15 protein-coding genes are annotated in these 14,755 nt (G+C 60.8%); 7 read left to right on the plus strand and 8 right to left on the minus strand.

Annotated elements, in window-relative coordinates:
* Positions 1-102 precede the first annotated feature (102 nt).
* Positions 103-1,035, plus strand: a complete 933-nt coding sequence (locus tag B9N88_RS18595; protein WP_027605510.1) for an iron-sulfur-binding ferredoxin reductase — start codon at positions 103-105, stop codon at positions 1,033-1,035.
* 30 nt (positions 1,036-1,065) lie between these two features.
* Positions 1,066-1,815 (plus strand): enoyl-CoA hydratase-related protein, encoded by a 750-nt coding sequence (locus B9N88_RS18600; RefSeq protein ID WP_027605511.1) that lies wholly within the window; start codon positions 1,066-1,068, stop codon positions 1,813-1,815.
* A 98-nt stretch (positions 1,816-1,913) separates the two neighbouring features.
* On the opposite strand, the gene pyk is transcribed toward B9N88_RS18600, so the two are convergent.
* The gene (pyk, locus tag B9N88_RS18605; RefSeq protein WP_027605512.1) at positions 1,914-3,365 is read right to left on the minus strand and encodes a pyruvate kinase; all 1,452 of its coding nucleotides are present in this window, start codon (positions 3,363-3,365) and stop codon (positions 1,914-1,916) included.
* A 175-nt stretch (positions 3,366-3,540) separates the two neighbouring features.
* Here pyk and B9N88_RS18610 point away from each other — a divergent pair, with 175 nt between their 5' ends.
* Positions 3,541-3,915 (plus strand): tol-pal system YbgF family protein, encoded by a 375-nt coding sequence (locus tag B9N88_RS18610; RefSeq protein WP_025854787.1) that lies wholly within the window; start codon positions 3,541-3,543, stop codon positions 3,913-3,915.
* A gap of 225 nt (positions 3,916-4,140) precedes the next feature.
* Complete coding sequence (locus B9N88_RS18615) at positions 4,141-4,500, plus strand: PilZ domain-containing protein (RefSeq protein WP_027605513.1); 360 nt, start codon at positions 4,141-4,143, stop codon at positions 4,498-4,500.
* A 60-nt stretch (positions 4,501-4,560) separates the two neighbouring features.
* Here the strand turns inward: B9N88_RS18615 and B9N88_RS18620 are convergent, their stop codons facing one another.
* The 6 genes from B9N88_RS18620 to B9N88_RS18645 are packed head-to-tail and all read right to left on the minus strand — an operon-like array spanning position 4,561 to position 11,222.
* Positions 4,561-5,892 (minus strand): DUF58 domain-containing protein, encoded by a 1,332-nt coding sequence (locus B9N88_RS18620; RefSeq protein ID WP_027605514.1) that lies wholly within the window; start codon positions 5,890-5,892, stop codon positions 4,561-4,563.
* Between the two features lie 7 nt (positions 5,893-5,899).
* The gene (locus tag B9N88_RS18625; RefSeq protein WP_027605515.1) at positions 5,900-6,895 is read right to left on the minus strand and encodes an AAA family ATPase; all 996 of its coding nucleotides are present in this window, start codon (positions 6,893-6,895) and stop codon (positions 5,900-5,902) included.
* Positions 6,892-8,049: a DUF4350 domain-containing protein gene (locus B9N88_RS18630; RefSeq protein WP_027605516.1), complete on the minus strand. Its 1,158-nt coding sequence runs from the start codon at positions 8,047-8,049 to the stop codon at positions 6,892-6,894. Before B9N88_RS18630 ends, B9N88_RS18625 begins: the two co-directional genes overlap by 4 nt.
* On the minus strand, positions 8,046-9,566 hold the full coding sequence (locus tag B9N88_RS18635) for a DUF4129 domain-containing protein (RefSeq protein WP_027605517.1): 1,521 nt from the start codon (positions 9,564-9,566) through the stop codon (positions 8,046-8,048). The genes B9N88_RS18630 and B9N88_RS18635 overlap by 4 nt, the downstream gene beginning before the upstream one ends.
* Positions 9,553-10,533: a stage II sporulation protein M gene (locus tag B9N88_RS18640; protein WP_027605518.1), complete on the minus strand. Its 981-nt coding sequence runs from the start codon at positions 10,531-10,533 to the stop codon at positions 9,553-9,555. The genes B9N88_RS18635 and B9N88_RS18640 overlap by 14 nt, the downstream gene beginning before the upstream one ends.
* On the minus strand, positions 10,530-11,222 hold the full coding sequence (locus tag B9N88_RS18645; RefSeq protein ID WP_027605519.1) for an RDD family protein: 693 nt from the start codon (positions 11,220-11,222) through the stop codon (positions 10,530-10,532). Before B9N88_RS18645 ends, B9N88_RS18640 begins: the two co-directional genes overlap by 4 nt.
* A gap of 166 nt (positions 11,223-11,388) precedes the next feature.
* On the opposite strand from B9N88_RS18645, the gene sbcB reads away from it, so the two are divergent.
* Positions 11,389-12,816 carry an exodeoxyribonuclease I gene (sbcB, locus tag B9N88_RS18650; RefSeq protein WP_027605520.1) on the plus strand — a complete coding sequence of 476 codons (1,428 nt, stop codon included), beginning with the start codon at positions 11,389-11,391 and terminating at the stop codon, positions 12,814-12,816.
* An 89-nt stretch (positions 12,817-12,905) separates the two neighbouring features.
* Here the strand turns inward: sbcB and mvaT are convergent, their stop codons facing one another.
* Positions 12,906-13,280 (minus strand): histone-like nucleoid-structuring protein MvaT, encoded by a 375-nt coding sequence (gene mvaT / locus B9N88_RS18655; protein ID WP_003175830.1) that lies wholly within the window; start codon positions 13,278-13,280, stop codon positions 12,906-12,908.
* A 348-nt stretch (positions 13,281-13,628) separates the two neighbouring features.
* Between mvaT and purU the strand changes: the two genes are divergently transcribed.
* Positions 13,629-14,477, plus strand: a complete 849-nt coding sequence (gene purU, locus B9N88_RS18660) for a formyltetrahydrofolate deformylase (RefSeq protein WP_027605521.1) — start codon at positions 13,629-13,631, stop codon at positions 14,475-14,477.
* A gap of 88 nt (positions 14,478-14,565) precedes the next feature.
* The gene (locus B9N88_RS32945) at positions 14,566-14,751 is read left to right on the plus strand and encodes a hypothetical protein (RefSeq protein WP_081744424.1); all 186 of its coding nucleotides are present in this window, start codon (positions 14,566-14,568) and stop codon (positions 14,749-14,751) included.
* Positions 14,752-14,755 lie beyond the last annotated feature (4 nt).

Genomic DNA, 14,755 nt, shown 5'->3' on the forward strand with positions numbered 1-14,755 from the left:
GGCGCGGCAGTATAACCCGGCACGGTGGCCGATACACCCGACTATGGTCAAACTGTCGCAGGCATGATTCCCTGTGCGCGCCCCTTGTGATCGAGTCCTGCTATGCCTGAACTGTACGTCGGCGAACACCATTGGTCGGTAGCCACCGGCAGCAACCTGCTGGATGCCTTGAACCAGGCGGGTGTGGCCGTGCCTTACAGTTGCCGTGCCGGCAGCTGCCATGCTTGCCTGGTGCGGTGCCAGGGCGAGGTCGAGGACCGGCAGCCCGCTGCTTTGAGCCCGGCACAACGCCAGGAGGGCTGGCGCCTGGCGTGCCAGTGCCAGGTGATCGGCGATCTGCAGGTCGAGGCGTTCGACCCGCTGCGGGACGGCCTGCCGGCCCAGGTGGTGGGGGCCGATTGGTTGAATACCTCGGTGCTGCGCCTGCGGCTGCAACCGGAGCGTGGACTGCGGTATCGCGCCGGGCAGCACATGGTGTTGTGGGCCGGGCAGGTGGCACGGCCTTATTCCCTGGCCAGCCTGCCTCAGGAGGATGCCTTCCTGGAGTTTCATATCGATTGCCGCCAGCCCGGCGCATTCAGCGATGCCGCGCGCGCGTTGTCGGTGGGTGATCGCCTGCGCCTGGGAGAACTGCGTGGCGGAGCACTGCAATACGATCCCGACTGGCAATCCCGGCCGCTGTGGCTGCTGGCTTCCGGTACCGGCCTGGGGCCGCTGTGGGGTGTGCTGCGCGAGGCGTTGCGCCAGGATCACCAGGGCGCCATCCGTATGATTCACCTGGCCCATGATGCCGACGGTCATTACCTGGCCGAGCCCCTGGCCGAACTGGCTGCGCGTCATCCGAACCTGACGGTGGAGCTGTGGACTGCGGCGCAGTCGGCCCAGGCATTGGCGCAACTGCGGCTTGTTTCCCGGCAAACCCTGGCCTTACTCTGCGGGCATCCTGTCAGCGTCGAGGCCTTCTCCAAGCGCCTGTTCCTGGCGGGGCTGCCGCGCAATCAACTGCTGGCCGATGTGTTCCTGCCCCGTGGTTGAGTGCTGAATTCCACTGCCGTGAGATTCGCCATGACCGACGCCATCCTGCTGCAACGCGAGCGCGGGCTGCTGACCCTGCAGCTCAATCGCCCGGATAAGAAAAACGCCCTGACCCGAGCCATGTACAGCCAATTGGCCGAGGCGTTGGAGCAGGCCGATGCGGACCCGCAGATCAATGCCGTGCTGATCCAGGGCAGCAGCGAGTGTTTTACCGCTGGCAACGATATCGGCGATTTTCTTGAACAGCCGCCCGGCGACCTCGACAGCCCGCCGTTTCACTTTATGAAAAGCCTGCTCAACTGCCGCAAGCCGGTGATCGCAGCCGTAGCGGGTGCGGCGGTGGGGATCGGCACGACCCTGCTGCTGCATTGCGACCTGGTGTACATCAGCCGCGATGCACGGTTACGCATGCCGTTCGTCAATTTGGGGCTGTGCCCGGAGTTTGGGTCGAGCCTGATCCTCCCGCGTTTATTGGGGCACGCGAAGGCGGCTGAACTGCTGTTGCTGGGTGAGGGCTTCAGCGGCGAACAAGCGGCCGCGTGGGGGATTGCTACCGAAGCGTTGGGCAGTGGCGAGGCGGCGTTGGCCAAGGCGCGGGAGATGGCCGAGCGCTTTGAAACCCTGGCGCCGGGAGCGGTGCAGGTCTGCAAGCAGTTGATGAAGAGCGTGGACCGTGAGCAGTTGCGGCAAGTGATCGAGGAAGAGGGGGCGTTGTTTGTGCAGCGCTTGAAGTCGCCGGAAGCGATTGCGGCGCTGTCGGGGTTTATGGACAAGCGTTAACCCGATGTGGGTGCGACGATTCGACATGCTCCCTGCCACACGGAAAGCAAAAAGCCCCGCCATTCACATGGCGGGGCTTTTGGTTTTCAGCCTGTCACTCAGACCATTGGGTCGCCAACGTGCAGGATCTTCATGCCGTTGGTGCCGCCGATGGTGTGGTAGCTGTCGCCTTTGGTCAGGATGACCCAGTCGCCTTTCTCCACTACGCCGCGCTTGATCAGCTCGTCGATGGCCGCCTGGCTGACTTCATGGGGCGGCAACGACGCCGGGTCGAACGGCACGGTGTATACGCCACGGAACATGGCCGCACGGGCCTGGGTTTCGCGGTGCGGGGAGAACGCGTAGATCGGTACCGAAGAACGGATACGCGACATGATCAACGGCGTATAGCCACTTTCGGTCAGGGCAATGATCGCTTTCACGCCCGGGAAGTGGTTGGCGGTGTACATGGCGGCCAGGGCGATGCTCTGGTCGCAGCTTTCGAACACTTTGCCGATGCGGTGGCTGGAGGTCTTGCTGGTCGGGTGCTTTTCGGCACCGACGCAGATACGCGCCATGGCCTGCACGGCTTCCAGTGGGTACGGGCCGGCGGCACTTTCGGCCGAGAGCATCACGGCGTCGGTGTAGTCGAGCACGGCGTTGGCCACGTCGGACACTTCGGCGCGGGTCGGCATCGGGTTCTGGATCATCGACTCCATCATCTGGGTCGCGACGATCACCGCTTTGTTGTGGCGGCGCGCGTGCAGGATGATCTTTTTCTGGATGCCGATCAGCTCGGCGTCGCCGATTTCCACACCCAGGTCGCCACGGGCAACCATCACCGCGTCGGACGCCTTGATCAGGCCGTCGAGGGTTTCGTCATCGGCCACGGCTTCGGCGCGTTCGATCTTCGCCACCAGCCAGGCGGTACCGCCGGCTTCGTCGCGCAGTTTACGGGCGTATTCCATGTCGGCAGCGTCGCGCGGGAAGGACACGGCGAGGTAGTCCACTTCCATTTCAGCGGCGAGCTTGATGTCGGCCTTGTCTTTTTCAGTCAGGGCTGGGGCGGTCAAGCCACCGCCGCGACGGTTGATGCCTTTGTGATCGGACAGCGGGCCGCCGATGATCACAGTGCAATTCAATTCAGTCGGGGTCGCGGTGTCGACGCGCATCACCACGCGACCGTCGTCCAGCAGCAGCTCGTCACCGACGCCGCAATCCTTGACCAGGTCCGGGTAGTCGATACCCACGACGTCCTGGGTGCCTTCGGTCAGCGGGTGGCTGGTGGAGAAGGTGAATTTGTCACCGATCTTCAGCTCGATACGCTTGTTGGCGAATTTGGCGATACGGATTTTCGGGCCTTGCAGGTCACCCAGCAGTGCGACGAAGCGGCCATGCTTGGCGGCCAGGTCACGCACCAGCTTGGCGCGAGCCTTGTGCTCGTCCGGGGTGCCGTGGGAGAAGTTCAGACGGGCAACGTCCAAACCAGCCAGAATCAGCTGTTCGAGGACTTCCGGCGAGTTGCTGGCCGGGCCAAGGGTGGCGACGATTTTGGTACGACGGACGGACATGCACAGACTCCTGAGTTCAAGCGCTGAGGAAGGCTACTATGCTCTTTGGTTGTAGTCATTGTTCGTTTGCACTACTTATCGACGATTCGCTTGTTTTCGCGCCGGTTGAATAGATGAACATCCTTGAAGATTTTTGACGAGGGGTCGATACACTGCACAAGACAGGAGAACCTTCATGCGAATTTTGCTCATTGCTGCCCTGGCCGTCAGTGTTGTCGGCTGCACCCGTTGGTCGATGGACCACCATTTGAACAATGCCTACCGTGCGTACAAGGTCGGTGATTGCGAGCGTGTCACTTTGGAACTATCCCAGGTCGACCGCGAGAGCCGTACCCGGCGTTATGTTCAGCCGGAAGTTTCGATGTTGCGCGGGCAATGCCTGGAACGCCAGAAACTGTTCGTCGACGCCGTGCAAACCTATCAATTCATCATTAACCAGTACCCGTCGAGCGAGTACGCCTACCGTGCCCGCGCGAGGCTGGATACCTTGCAGCAACTGGGCCATTACCCCGGTGCGAGCGTGGCACAGCCGCGGCCCGCCTCTTTGTAATGGCATTCGTCATTTAATAACTGGCCCGTTGCCAGTCTTGGGCTATTCTTTCAACGTTCGTTTGTACAAGTTTCTATTCGAACGGATGCAGGGCCCGGATTCGGCAGCTGTCGAGTGACAAAATGTTGTCCGTTGTCACACCGAGATCCAGGGAGAGCGAGCAATTGCGCTCGTTCCGAATCACTGGCACGGCCAGAGTCATGGCCACTGGATGGCGATCTCACCATGTTTACCGACCGACGGATCGAGCGGCATCAACTACCGTATTTCCTGCAAGTGTTTAACCGTGTCACCGACAAACCCATAGGTTTTCTGGGTAACGTCTCTGACGACGGGCTGATGTTGGTCAGCCAGTTACCCATGATGGTCGATGTGGACTTCGAGTTGCGTTTGAAGATACCCGGGGCTGACGACACGTTCCATGCCATTGACATCACGGCGACCTGCCTGTGGAGCCATGAAGATATCAACCCGCAGCACTATGATTCCGGGTTCAGCGTGCTTGAAGCCCCCGAGGAATATGGGCAACTGATCAACGTGCTGTTGCAGTACTTCAGTTTTGATTCCTTGCAGGCTTCGGCCTAGAAGCGGCGCGCTGTCGACGCGGCCGGGGTGCTGCCATCCCTGCCGCAGTCGTGCGCTTTTTTAGAATACTCCGGCTTTCTTCCAACCCAGGTAGCGTGTCACCAGGGCCGCCCCCATTTCTGATGGCAACGTATCCAACGCCGACAGACCGTGGGCGTTCATGCGGTCATGCAATTCATCCCGAGTATTGAGGTAGTCGACAGTACCGCTGTAGGCCAGGGCTTCGGGCAAGGTTTGTACGGGGGATTGGCGCAGTCGATCGAGTACTTCCTCACGCATACTTGCCACCAGCACCCGATGTTGACGACTGATGCGCTTGACGGCGGAGAGCAGGGCTTCATCATCCTCATCCCGCAGGTTGCTGACAATAATGACCAATGCCCGCCGTTTTTGCCGGGCCAGCAGTTGGCTGGCCGCTGCCTGGTAGTCGGCGGTTCGGCGGCTGGTGTCCAGGTCATAGACCGTATTGAGCAACAGGTTCAATTGGCTGCTGCCCTTGACCGGTGCCAGGTAGCGTGGCTGGTCAGTGGCAAAGGTGCACAACCCCACCGCATCGCCCTGGCGCAGGGCCACGTAGCTAAGCAGCAGGCAGGCATTGAGGGCGTGGTCGAAATGGGACAGCTCGTCATCCTGGCTGCGCATGCGTCGGCCGCAATCGAGCATGAACACGATCTGCTGGTCGCGCTCGTCCTGATACTCCCGGGCGATGGGGGTACGTTGCCGCGCGGTCGCTTTCCAATCGATTTGCCGCAGGCTGTCGCCCTCACGAAACTCGCGCAGCTGATGAAACTCCAGTCCCAATCCTCGTCGTTGCCGTTGACGGACCCCCAGTTGGCTCAACCAGTTATCCACACCCAGCAGTTGTGCCCCGTACAGGCGGGCGAAGTCCGGGTAGACGCGGGTGGCATCCTCGGCTTCGATAAAACGCCGTGCAGACCAGAGCCCCAAGGGACTGGGCAGGTGGACTTCGCAGCGACTGAACGCGAAATGCCCACGCCGCAAGGGGCGCAGGCGATAACCCAGCTCACTGCGTTCACCAGGGTGCAGTTCGATGGACTGGGGCAGGTTTTCCACGCTCAGCCCGTCGGGGACGTGATCGAACACCTGCACTGTCAGCGCCTGTGGGTAGTCATGTTCCAGGGACAGGCGGACTTCGCCCCAGCGCCCCAGCGCCAGGCTGCCGGGCATCTGCCGGTGCACGCGTGGTGAGGGTCGGCGGCGCAGTCGCAGCGCGTCGAGCATGGCCAGCAGCAACAGCGCCAGGAGCAAGCCCCATGTTATTGAGTGCAAGGTCTCGGGTACCTTGAGCTGCAAGGCGGCCGCAGCGCCCAGCAGGATGCTCAAGCCCAGCAGTACGCTGAGCCAGGCTAATAACAGACGGGTCGGTTTCATGGACGGGTCATTGCCGGGGGGCCGGAATCTGGTCCAGCAGCTGCTTGAGCACCTGGTCGACCTCCAGCCCGTCTATATCCAGTTCTGGCGCAAGACGTACCCGATGACGCAGTACCGCCAGGGCACAGTCCTTGATGTCATCCGGTGTGACGAACTCGCCTGCACGTAACAAGGCCCGTGCGCGGGCGCCGCGTACCAGGGCGATGGAGGCTCGCGGGCCGGCGCCTATGGCCAGTCCCGGCCAGCTGCGGGTTGCTCGCGCCAGGCGCACGGCATAGTCGAGCACGTGTTCATCCAGGGCCAGTTCACTGGCGACCAGCTGCAGTTGCAGCACGTCCTCGGCCTTCAGCACGGTGCGCAACGGGTGCACGTCCAGCATGTCGGCCCGTGATGAGCGTGTCACTTCGCGCACCATATCCAGTTCCTGCTGCGCATCGGGGTAGTCCATGCGTACCTTGAGCATGAAACGGTCCAGTTCGGCTTCCGGCAGGGGGTAGGTGCCTTCCTGTTCGATGGGATTTTGCGTGGCAAGTACCATGAACGGCTGGCCAATGGGCAGCGCCTCGCCTTCGAGGGTGACTTGCCGTTCCTGCATGGCTTCGAGCAGGGCTGCCTGGGTCTTGGCCGGAGCGCGGTTGATTTCGTCGGCCAGCAACAAGTGGGTGAATACTGGCCCCTTGCGCAGCTTGAACTGTTCGGTGTGCAGGTCGTACACCGCGTGGCCGGTGACATCGCTGGGCATCAGGTCCGGGGTGAACTGGATCCGCGCGAATTCGCCGTCAAAGCAACGGGCCAGGGCACGTACCAGCAAGGTCTTGCCCAGCCCGGGGACACCCTCGAGCAATACGTGGCCGCCGGCGATCAGCGCGGTGAGTACATCATCGATTACCTGATCCTGCCCGATCACTGCCTTGCGCAGTTCAATGCGCAGGGCCTGGGCCTGCTGGCTGGCGCGTTGCAGAGAGTCGCCGGGCAGGGTGGTAGCGCTGGGAAATTCGCTCATAGGGCATTCCTGAGAGTTTGCAGGCACGCCACCTGCCGGCTGAAATCGGCACTGGAAAGCCGTTTCGTCGGGAGTGGGCCGAGGGCCTGGCTGATGACGTGGGAGGGTTGGCGCGTCAGGTGGGCAAGTACTCGCCCCTGTTCCGTGTTGTCGAGATGTTCAAAGCCGGGGTGACGCCGCCGTGCGGCGCGCAGGATGTCGCGCTGCAAGGCCTGCAACAGGGTGCCTTGGCCGCTGCGACGCAGCAGGAAGTCGGCGCTGGCTTTCAGGTGCTCCTGCAATTGCCGGCGTGCCTTGGGGGCGGGCGCCTGGATTGGGCCCTGGCGCATACCTGCCTGCCAGAGTGCCAGGGCAATCAGGGCAATAAGCGCCACCAACGCCTGGGGGAAATAACGCAGCAGCAGGGTGAACAGGTCATCTACATCGCCGTTGAACAACAAGGTTACGGCAGTGCCCTGGGTCAGATGCCACAGCAGCCAGGCATTGTCGTGTTTGCCAATGTCCGGCGTTTTCCACAGCTCGCTGTCGGTGATCACCGTTACGCGGCCTTGCCCGAGGTCGAGTTGCATCAAGTGGCTCGACCGGGCGCTATTGGCTGAAAATTGTGCCAGGTGCTTGGGGTCGATAAGGTTGAAGTCGGTGTCGAAACTGAAATAGACCGGGGCTGTGTCGTTGTCGACATACAGTTTGGTCAGGTCCGGTGCTTTATTTTTGCGGGCTGGGGCCGGGGCATCGGGTTCATCGCTGAGGACTTGGTGGATAGGCAGGCGATCGAGCAGCAGGTCGCCGCTCTTGCCGGTTTCTTCGTCCCACAGGGCCTCGGCGACCACCAGTAGATGGCCGCCGGACCTGGCCCAGTCCAGGAGTTGCCCTGCCTGGCGTGGCGACATGTTGCCGCGTTCGCCCAGCAACAGCAGGCTGTTGCCCTTGGCGGGCAGGCTCGCCAGGCGTTCCAGGCCATTGGCGCGCTCAACGGCCAGGCCTTGCAGGCGCAGAAAGTGTTCGGCTGCCAGGTAAGGATTGGCCAGGGCTTCCGGGGAGGGGCCGCGGTCCACCACTTCTTCATAGGGGATCGCTTTGCTCCATGCGTAAAAACCGCCCGCTCCAAGCAGGCACGCCAACAGCAGCCCCACCCACAGTAATGGCCGGTTCATCGGGCGCCTCCCGCACTGAACAGGGCACGCCAATCGTTGCACAATGTCTGCTGGACTGAGACCGGGGGCAGGTGATGGCCATAGGCGAGGTTTTGCCAGTGCCGCGTCAATTCATCACTGAAGGCCAGCAACTGCGGCTGCTGCAACTGGTGAACCCGTTGCAGGACCTCGCCTTCGGTGTCAGCGCTTCTAAGGGGCAGGTTGAAGTCATGCAGCAACCTGCTCAGCAGGCCACGATACAAAAGGCCGAGGGCCTCCCGTGGCTGGGTAGACCAGAGTTGCTCGGCGGCGCTGGCGATATCCTCGGGCAGGGTCTCGGCGCCCAGTTCCAGGCCGAACAATTGCGCGGGTGGTGGTTTCGCTGCTTTGGGTGTGCGTGCCCCGCGCAGGCTGACAAAGGTGCGCAACCAGTCCCGATAACGCCAGGCCACCAGGGCCACGCCACCGATCAGCAGGCTCCATAACAGCACTTCCAGGCCTTGGGCGACAGGCTTGAACGTGTTGCTGTTGAGGTTGTCCAGCAGTGCCTGCAGCCACGCCGGAAGTTTGCCGTCACTGTGTGCCTTGTTTTTAACGACGGACTTTTCTTCGCCAAAGCGATAGCGGGTGACGGTTTCCGGATTTTTGAAGGGCGGCTTGTCCAGCAACGACTTGATGGACTGGCTTGCGCTCTGGGGGGGCAGTGGCTTGGCGTCATCCGCCATGGCGGGCGGGTTGAATGGCAGCAAGGTCAGCCCGATCACCAGCACTAACAGTGGCGCCACACTGCTCAGACGCTGGCGCAGGCGGCGGAATACCAGCTCCAGGTCCCACGCCTCCAGCAGGGTGCGGCGATTGAGATAAAGGCTGAAACCACAGGCGACATAGATGGGCTCCCAAAACACCAGGATCAAGGCGTAGAAGGCATTGCTCAAGTGTTCCAGCCAGACACCCTCGGAGCCCGTCGCCAGCGCCAACCGTTGCCAATCCCAATCCAGTTCAAGCTGTTGCGGAATGAATAGATAGAACAGCGCCATGCAGCCGAACCACAAGCCGATTTCCAGGTGCACCCCAACGGTGGTCAACCAGCGCGCTGCACCGGCATTGCGCTGCTGCAGCACGCCCAGGCGTTTCTGGCGCGCCTGGCCGTCCAGGCCTTCGAGCTGGCTGACCGGCATTATAAAACTGCGGCTGAGGCTAAGTCGGCGCCAGGTCAGGCTGGCCAGCAGTTGGTGGTTAAGCAGTCTTGGCCATTGGCGCACGGCCTGCTTAAGGCTGGGTGTTTCGCCGAACAGGGCTTTGGAGAGGATATATAAAGGCAAGCGGTCGAACGCCGGTTTGAGCCACCAGAACAGGAACATGGCTGTGGACGGGTATTTCCATAGCAACGCGGTAAGCAGGGCAAAAACCGGCAGGGTCACCAGCGCCCAACTGCTCATCAACAGCAGGCGATGCTCCCGGGCCATTAATACCCCAAGGTCCATGGCCTCCCATGCGGTACGCGGGCGAATCGCCACGCTGGCATTACTCAGGCGCATGGCGAGTCCGTCCGGCAAGGGTCAGGTAAGCCGCCACCAGTAGCCAAAGTGCAGCACCCACCAGGTATTTGATCCAAGGGGCGATCTGGGTGGTGGAAGACCAGTAGGCCTCGATAAATGCTGCGATCAGCAGGAACACCATGACACCGCACAGCAGTTGCACACTCTTGCGAGCGGCGAGCCGCAGGGATTCGCCACGGGTCAGTTGCCCCGGGGCGATCAACGCCCAGCCCAGTTGCAGGCCCGCGGCACCGGCGAGTGCAATGGCCGTCAACTCAAAGGCCCCATGGCCGATGACAAATGACCAGAAGGTCTGCCCATAGCCGATTTCGGTCAGGTGCCCGGAAATCGCGCCGATGATCAGCCCATTGAATATCAGGAAAAACACACTGCCCAGGCCGAACAGCAAGCCGGCGGCAAATGTCTGAAAGGCGATACCGATGTTGTGCATCACGTAGTAGCCAAACATCATCCAGTCTTCGCTCGAAGCACGTTCGGCAGCGCGCCCCAGCCGGCTGGCCTCGGGGTCATACATGCCCTGCATCTCTGCCACCTGCTGGGGGCTGACAATGCTGTAGATCAGGTCGGGAAACAGGTAGACCAGCAGGGCAATGCCCAGCAGGCTGCCAAAGAACAGCAGGCTGGCAATCAACACGAAACGCCACTGTTCTCGCACCAGACGCGGAAAATCGGCCAGGACGAAACTCAGCACGTTCGCGGCCAATTGGCTGCGGTGGCGATACAGTTGTTGATGGCCGCGCAATGCCAGTTGTTGCAGGGGATCCACCAGGTAACTGCTGTAGCCGCGCTCCTGGGCGAGGGCCAGGAGCTGGCATAGACGCCGGTATTGATGAGGGAAATCGGCCATATCACTGGCCTTGGCCTTGCCGTGTTCCAACTGCTTCAGTTGTTCGGCAAACGCTTGCCATTGGTGTTGGTAACGGCTTTCGAAAAGACTCTGCTTCATGTCGGCCCCAGCAGGCCGCGGGCCACACCGTTGAGTTGCTCCACGGCGCGGGCCGGGGACACCTGCAGCGGCGTCGCAAGGATCGAGGCGAGTTCGTGTACCCGTTCAGGGGACAGTTCGCCCTGGCGTTCGGCGAAGCCAAGAATCGCTCGCTGTTCACTCAGGTCCAGGGCAAACGGCAAGCGCAGGGCTGCAGCGTGGGGCACCTGGGGACGTGCCAGCGGCTGTTCGCGGTAAACCACCAGGGCGCCAGCGGCCAGGTCGCCAAGGCGTTTGAAGTGAGGATGCTGCAGGCAACTGATGGCGCCGAGAAAGTAGCCGAAAGGCAGCATGTCGACAAACCGCAGGAGGTTGCGGATCAGCGACGCCGACCAGCCTATGGGGGTGCCGTCGTCCTGCACGACCCGCAAGCCCATGACCTGTTTGCCCGGTGAGCAGCCCTGGTTGAGCACCTCGAACAGCACCATGTACCACCAACTGACCAGGAACAGCAGAAGCGATCCCAGGCCGATACCGATATTGCCGAGCAACGCCAATGGCACCAGCAGCACGCCCATGATCACTGCGCGTGCGCCGAGGTCGAAGGCAAATGCCAGCGCCCGTGGCACCAGGCCGGCTGGGCGCAGTGGCAGGTCGATGCCCTCCGGGGTCTCGATCTGGTAGAGGGTGTCCAATGGGGCTGATGGCATCGCGATCCTTGGCAGTGCAGAGCGGCTGGAGACACGGATGCTAACAGTGTCCGTGATGGAAGCAACTACTCAAGGTTTTGCTGGATGTTTGTACAGTGGAATTGGTGCTGGCCCCGAACACGGCTGAACGCCTAGACTTTGTCGATCTTCAGCACAGGAATAGCCCGTGACCACCATTTTCTGGTACGACTATGAAACCACCGGCATCAACCCGCGCAGCGATCGCCCACTTCAGGTTGCCGGCATTCGTACGGACCTCGATCTCAACGAGGTCGGCCCGCCGGTCAATCTTTACTGCCTGCCCAGCGACGACATCCTGCCCCATCCCGCCGCCTGTGCCATTACCGGTATAACCCCTGGAATACTGGCGGAAAAAGGCCTGGCCGAGGCCGATTTCATGACCCGTGTACATGCCGAACTGGCGGCCCCGGGGACGTGCGGCGCAGGTTACAACACCTTGCGGTTTGACGACGAAATGACGCGCTACAGCCTGTATCGCAACTTTTTCGACCCCTACGCGCGGGAGTGGCAGGGCGGTAACAGCCGCTGGGACCTGATCGATGTGGTTCGCACTGCCTACGCCCTGCGCCCGGAAGGCATCGAGTGGCCGCAGCAGGATGGGCGCGTGACCCTCAAGCTCGAGCGCCTGACCGCCGCCAACGGGATTGACCATGGCCAGGCCCACGATGCGTTATCCGACGTGCGTGCCACCATCGCCCTGGCGCGCCTGGTGCGCGAGAAGCAGCCCAAGCTGTACGACTGGCTGTTTCAACTGCGCAGCAAGCAACGGGTGATGGACCAGGTGCGCCTGCTGCAACCCATGGTGCATATCTCCGGACGTTTTTCCGCCGAGCGTCATTACCTGGGGGTCGTGCTGCCCCTGGCCTGGCACCCGCGCAACCGCAATGCACTGATTGTCTGCGACCTTGGGCTCGATCCCCAGGGGCTGCTGGACCTGGATGCCGCTGCCTTGCGCCAACGCCTGTATACCCGTCGCGAGGACCTTGCCGAAGGTGAACTGCCGGTGCCGCTCAAGTTGGTGCATATCAACCGTTGCCCCGTGGTCGCGCCCTTGAACGTACTGCGGACCGAGGATCGTGAACGCCTGCAATTGGATATGGATATTTGCCAGGCGCGAGCCCTGCGGCTAACTGACGCACAGGCACTTTGGCGCGATAAGTTGGCGGTTATTTACGCCGAGGAAGATTTTGCCCCGAGCGCAGACCCGGAACAGCAGCTTTACGAAGGTTTTATCGGGGATCGTGATCGACGGTTATGTGAGCAAGTCCGGGCGGCGGAACCTGCGCAGTTAGCCAGCCAGCAGTGGCCTTTTGATGATCACCGTTTGCCTGAATTATTGTTTCGTTACCGGGCGCGTAACTTCCCCGATACGCTGAACGGCGAGGAGCTACAACGTTGGAAACTTTTCTGTCAGCAACGTTTGGCAAATCCTGAATTCGGCGCGCCGAATACCCTGGAGGCATTTAATCACGCTCGGCAGGAGTTGGCCGTTAGTGCGACGCCGTTTCAGCAGCAGGTGCTGGAGCAATGGCAGAGATATGCCGACTCTTTAGCCGCTCGTGTGAATCGGTAATAGCGGTTTGTAGAAAAGACGGTCAATAAAAAACGCCAGCAAGCTGGCGTTTTTAATGGGTTGCGTATCAAGCGCAGACCGGGTGAGGCTTAGCCCAGCAGGGTAGCCCAGCCTTCAACCACGTCACCGCCCCACTTGGCTTTCCACTCTTTCAGGGTTTTGTGGTTGCCGCCTTTGGTTTCAATCACTTCACCGTTGTGCGGGTTTTTGTATTGCTTGACCTTGCGCGCACGCTTGGTACCGGTAGTTTTCACGGCGCCACGGGGTGCTTTAACTTTCGACTCTGGATCCAGCAGCGCGATGATGTCACGCAGGGATTTGGAGTATTCACCCATGAGGGTGCGCAGTTTGCCTTCGAATTCCAGCTCGGTTTTCAGTTTGTCATCTTGGGACAGGTTCTTCAAACGAGCTTGCAGCTCTTTGATAGCTTCTTCGGTGGCACGGTATTCGTTGATCAGAGACATGTGGACTACCTTATGTAGAACGCTGATTGACAGGGATAGTGGCCCAATAATAGTCAGGCGGTTTCCCCAAGTAAACATTTAAGCGCGTATTCAGGTGAATTACTTTGAATGTTTGTGAAGACGCTATGCAATCGAGTTAATTAGTAGGGGCTACCCCGAAAATAATCTCCTTGAAATTCGCATAATTGCTGCAGCGTGCGTTGTTCATTCATATAGCAATGGTAAAACCATGCGCTATTAAGGGATGTGGCCAGGGCAACGGATCAGAATAAGGCTCATCGAATACTGCAGTTTTTCTGCACAATCGCTAGAATGGCGGCCTTTGTGAAGTTCTGGAGTTCCCCCCTAATGCGCACTTTTCGGCTGGTGATTGCTTGCCCGGACCGGGTCGGCATCGTTGCCAAAGTCAGTAACTTTCTGGCCTCCCACAACGGCTGGATCACCGAGGCGAGCCATCACTCGGACAACCTCAGCGGTTGGTTCTTCATGCGTCACGAAATCCGTGCCGACACGCTGCCCTTTGGTCTTGAAGCGTTCCGCGAGGCATTTTCGCCCATCGCGGAAGAGTTTTCGATGACCTGGCACATCACCGACACCGAGCAGAAAAAGCGCGTGGTGTTGATGGCCAGCCGCGAATCCCACTGCCTGGCCGACTTGCTGCACCGCTGGCACAGCGACGAGCTGGACTGCGAGATCGCGTGCGTGATCTCCAACCATGACGACCTGCGCAGCATGGTCGAGTGGCATGGCATCCCTTACTACCACGTGCCGGTCAACCCGCAGGACAAGGAGCCGGCGTTCGCCGAGGTCTCTCGCCTGGTCAAGCAGCATGAGGCCGATGTGGTCGTGCTGGCGCGCTACATGCAAATCCTGCCGCCTGAGCTGTGCCGCGAATACGCAGGCAAGGTGATCAACATTCACCACAGCTTCCTGCCGTCGTTCGTGGGGGCCAAGCCTTACCACCAGGCTTCCCTGCGTGGCGTGAAGTTGATTGGCGCAACCTGCCATTACGTCACCGAAGAGCTGGATGCCGGTCCGATCATCGAGCAGGACGTGGTGCGTGTCAGCCACAGTGACAGCATTGAGGACATGGTGCGGTTTGGCCGTGATGTCGAGAAGATGGTGCTGGCCCGTGGCCTGCGCTATCACCTGGAAGACCGCGTGCTGGTGCACGGCAACAAGACGGTCGTATTCTGATTCAAGCGTCTTGGTTGAACAAAGAAGGGCCTGGGCGTTAAATCGCTGCAGGCCCTTTTTCATTCCCCGCACTTTTCAGGACCAGGCCATGACCGACCCACTTGATAAAGCCACGTCCAAGGCGCCTGCGACGTTGGGTGAGGGCTGCCTGAGTCGTTACGACCCGGATGCGCTGGAGCCGGAAGACGGTACGGACTTTCCGGGAGCCGCCGAGCTGTGGGAGCAATTGCAGGAGGCCGATGAATTGCCCGGAGCCCCTGGCCGAGGTGCTTGAGCGA

The sequence above is a fragment of the Pseudomonas sp. LAMO17WK12:I1 genome (genome assembly GCF_900177315.1).
In the GTDB taxonomy this organism is placed as follows: Bacteria; Pseudomonadota; Gammaproteobacteria; order Pseudomonadales; family Pseudomonadaceae; genus Aquipseudomonas; species Aquipseudomonas marginalis.

What these genes read in the sequence shown, in the direction of transcription:
- B9N88_RS18635 (WP_027605517.1), bottom strand. Translation starts at nt 9,566, where the DNA reads ATGCGCCTGAGTAATGCCAGCGTGGCGATTCGCCCGCGTACCGCATGG.
- mvaT (WP_003175830.1), bottom strand. Translation starts at nt 13,280, where the DNA reads ATGTCTCTGATCAACGAATACCGTGCCACCGAAGAAGCTATCAAAGAG.
- B9N88_RS32945 (WP_081744424.1), top strand. Translation starts at nt 14,566, where the DNA reads ATGACCGACCCACTTGATAAAGCCACGTCCAAGGCGCCTGCGACGTTG.
- purU (WP_027605521.1), top strand. Translation starts at nt 13,629, where the DNA reads ATGCGCACTTTTCGGCTGGTGATTGCTTGCCCGGACCGGGTCGGCATC.
- B9N88_RS18595 (WP_027605510.1), top strand. Translation starts at nt 103, where the DNA reads ATGCCTGAACTGTACGTCGGCGAACACCATTGGTCGGTAGCCACCGGC.
- B9N88_RS18600 (WP_027605511.1), top strand. Translation starts at nt 1,066, where the DNA reads ATGACCGACGCCATCCTGCTGCAACGCGAGCGCGGGCTGCTGACCCTG.
- B9N88_RS18610 (WP_025854787.1), top strand. Translation starts at nt 3,541, where the DNA reads ATGCGAATTTTGCTCATTGCTGCCCTGGCCGTCAGTGTTGTCGGCTGC.
- B9N88_RS18615 (WP_027605513.1), top strand. Translation starts at nt 4,141, where the DNA reads ATGTTTACCGACCGACGGATCGAGCGGCATCAACTACCGTATTTCCTG.
- pyk (WP_027605512.1), bottom strand. Translation starts at nt 3,365, where the DNA reads ATGTCCGTCCGTCGTACCAAAATCGTCGCCACCCTTGGCCCGGCCAGC.
- B9N88_RS18640 (WP_027605518.1), bottom strand. Translation starts at nt 10,533, where the DNA reads ATGAAGCAGAGTCTTTTCGAAAGCCGTTACCAACACCAATGGCAAGCG.
- B9N88_RS18620 (WP_027605514.1), bottom strand. Translation starts at nt 5,892, where the DNA reads ATGAAACCGACCCGTCTGTTATTAGCCTGGCTCAGCGTACTGCTGGGC.
- B9N88_RS18625 (WP_027605515.1), bottom strand. Translation starts at nt 6,895, where the DNA reads ATGAGCGAATTTCCCAGCGCTACCACCCTGCCCGGCGACTCTCTGCAA.
- B9N88_RS18645 (WP_027605519.1), bottom strand. Translation starts at nt 11,222, where the DNA reads ATGCCATCAGCCCCATTGGACACCCTCTACCAGATCGAGACCCCGGAG.
- B9N88_RS18630 (WP_027605516.1), bottom strand. Translation starts at nt 8,049, where the DNA reads ATGAACCGGCCATTACTGTGGGTGGGGCTGCTGTTGGCGTGCCTGCTT.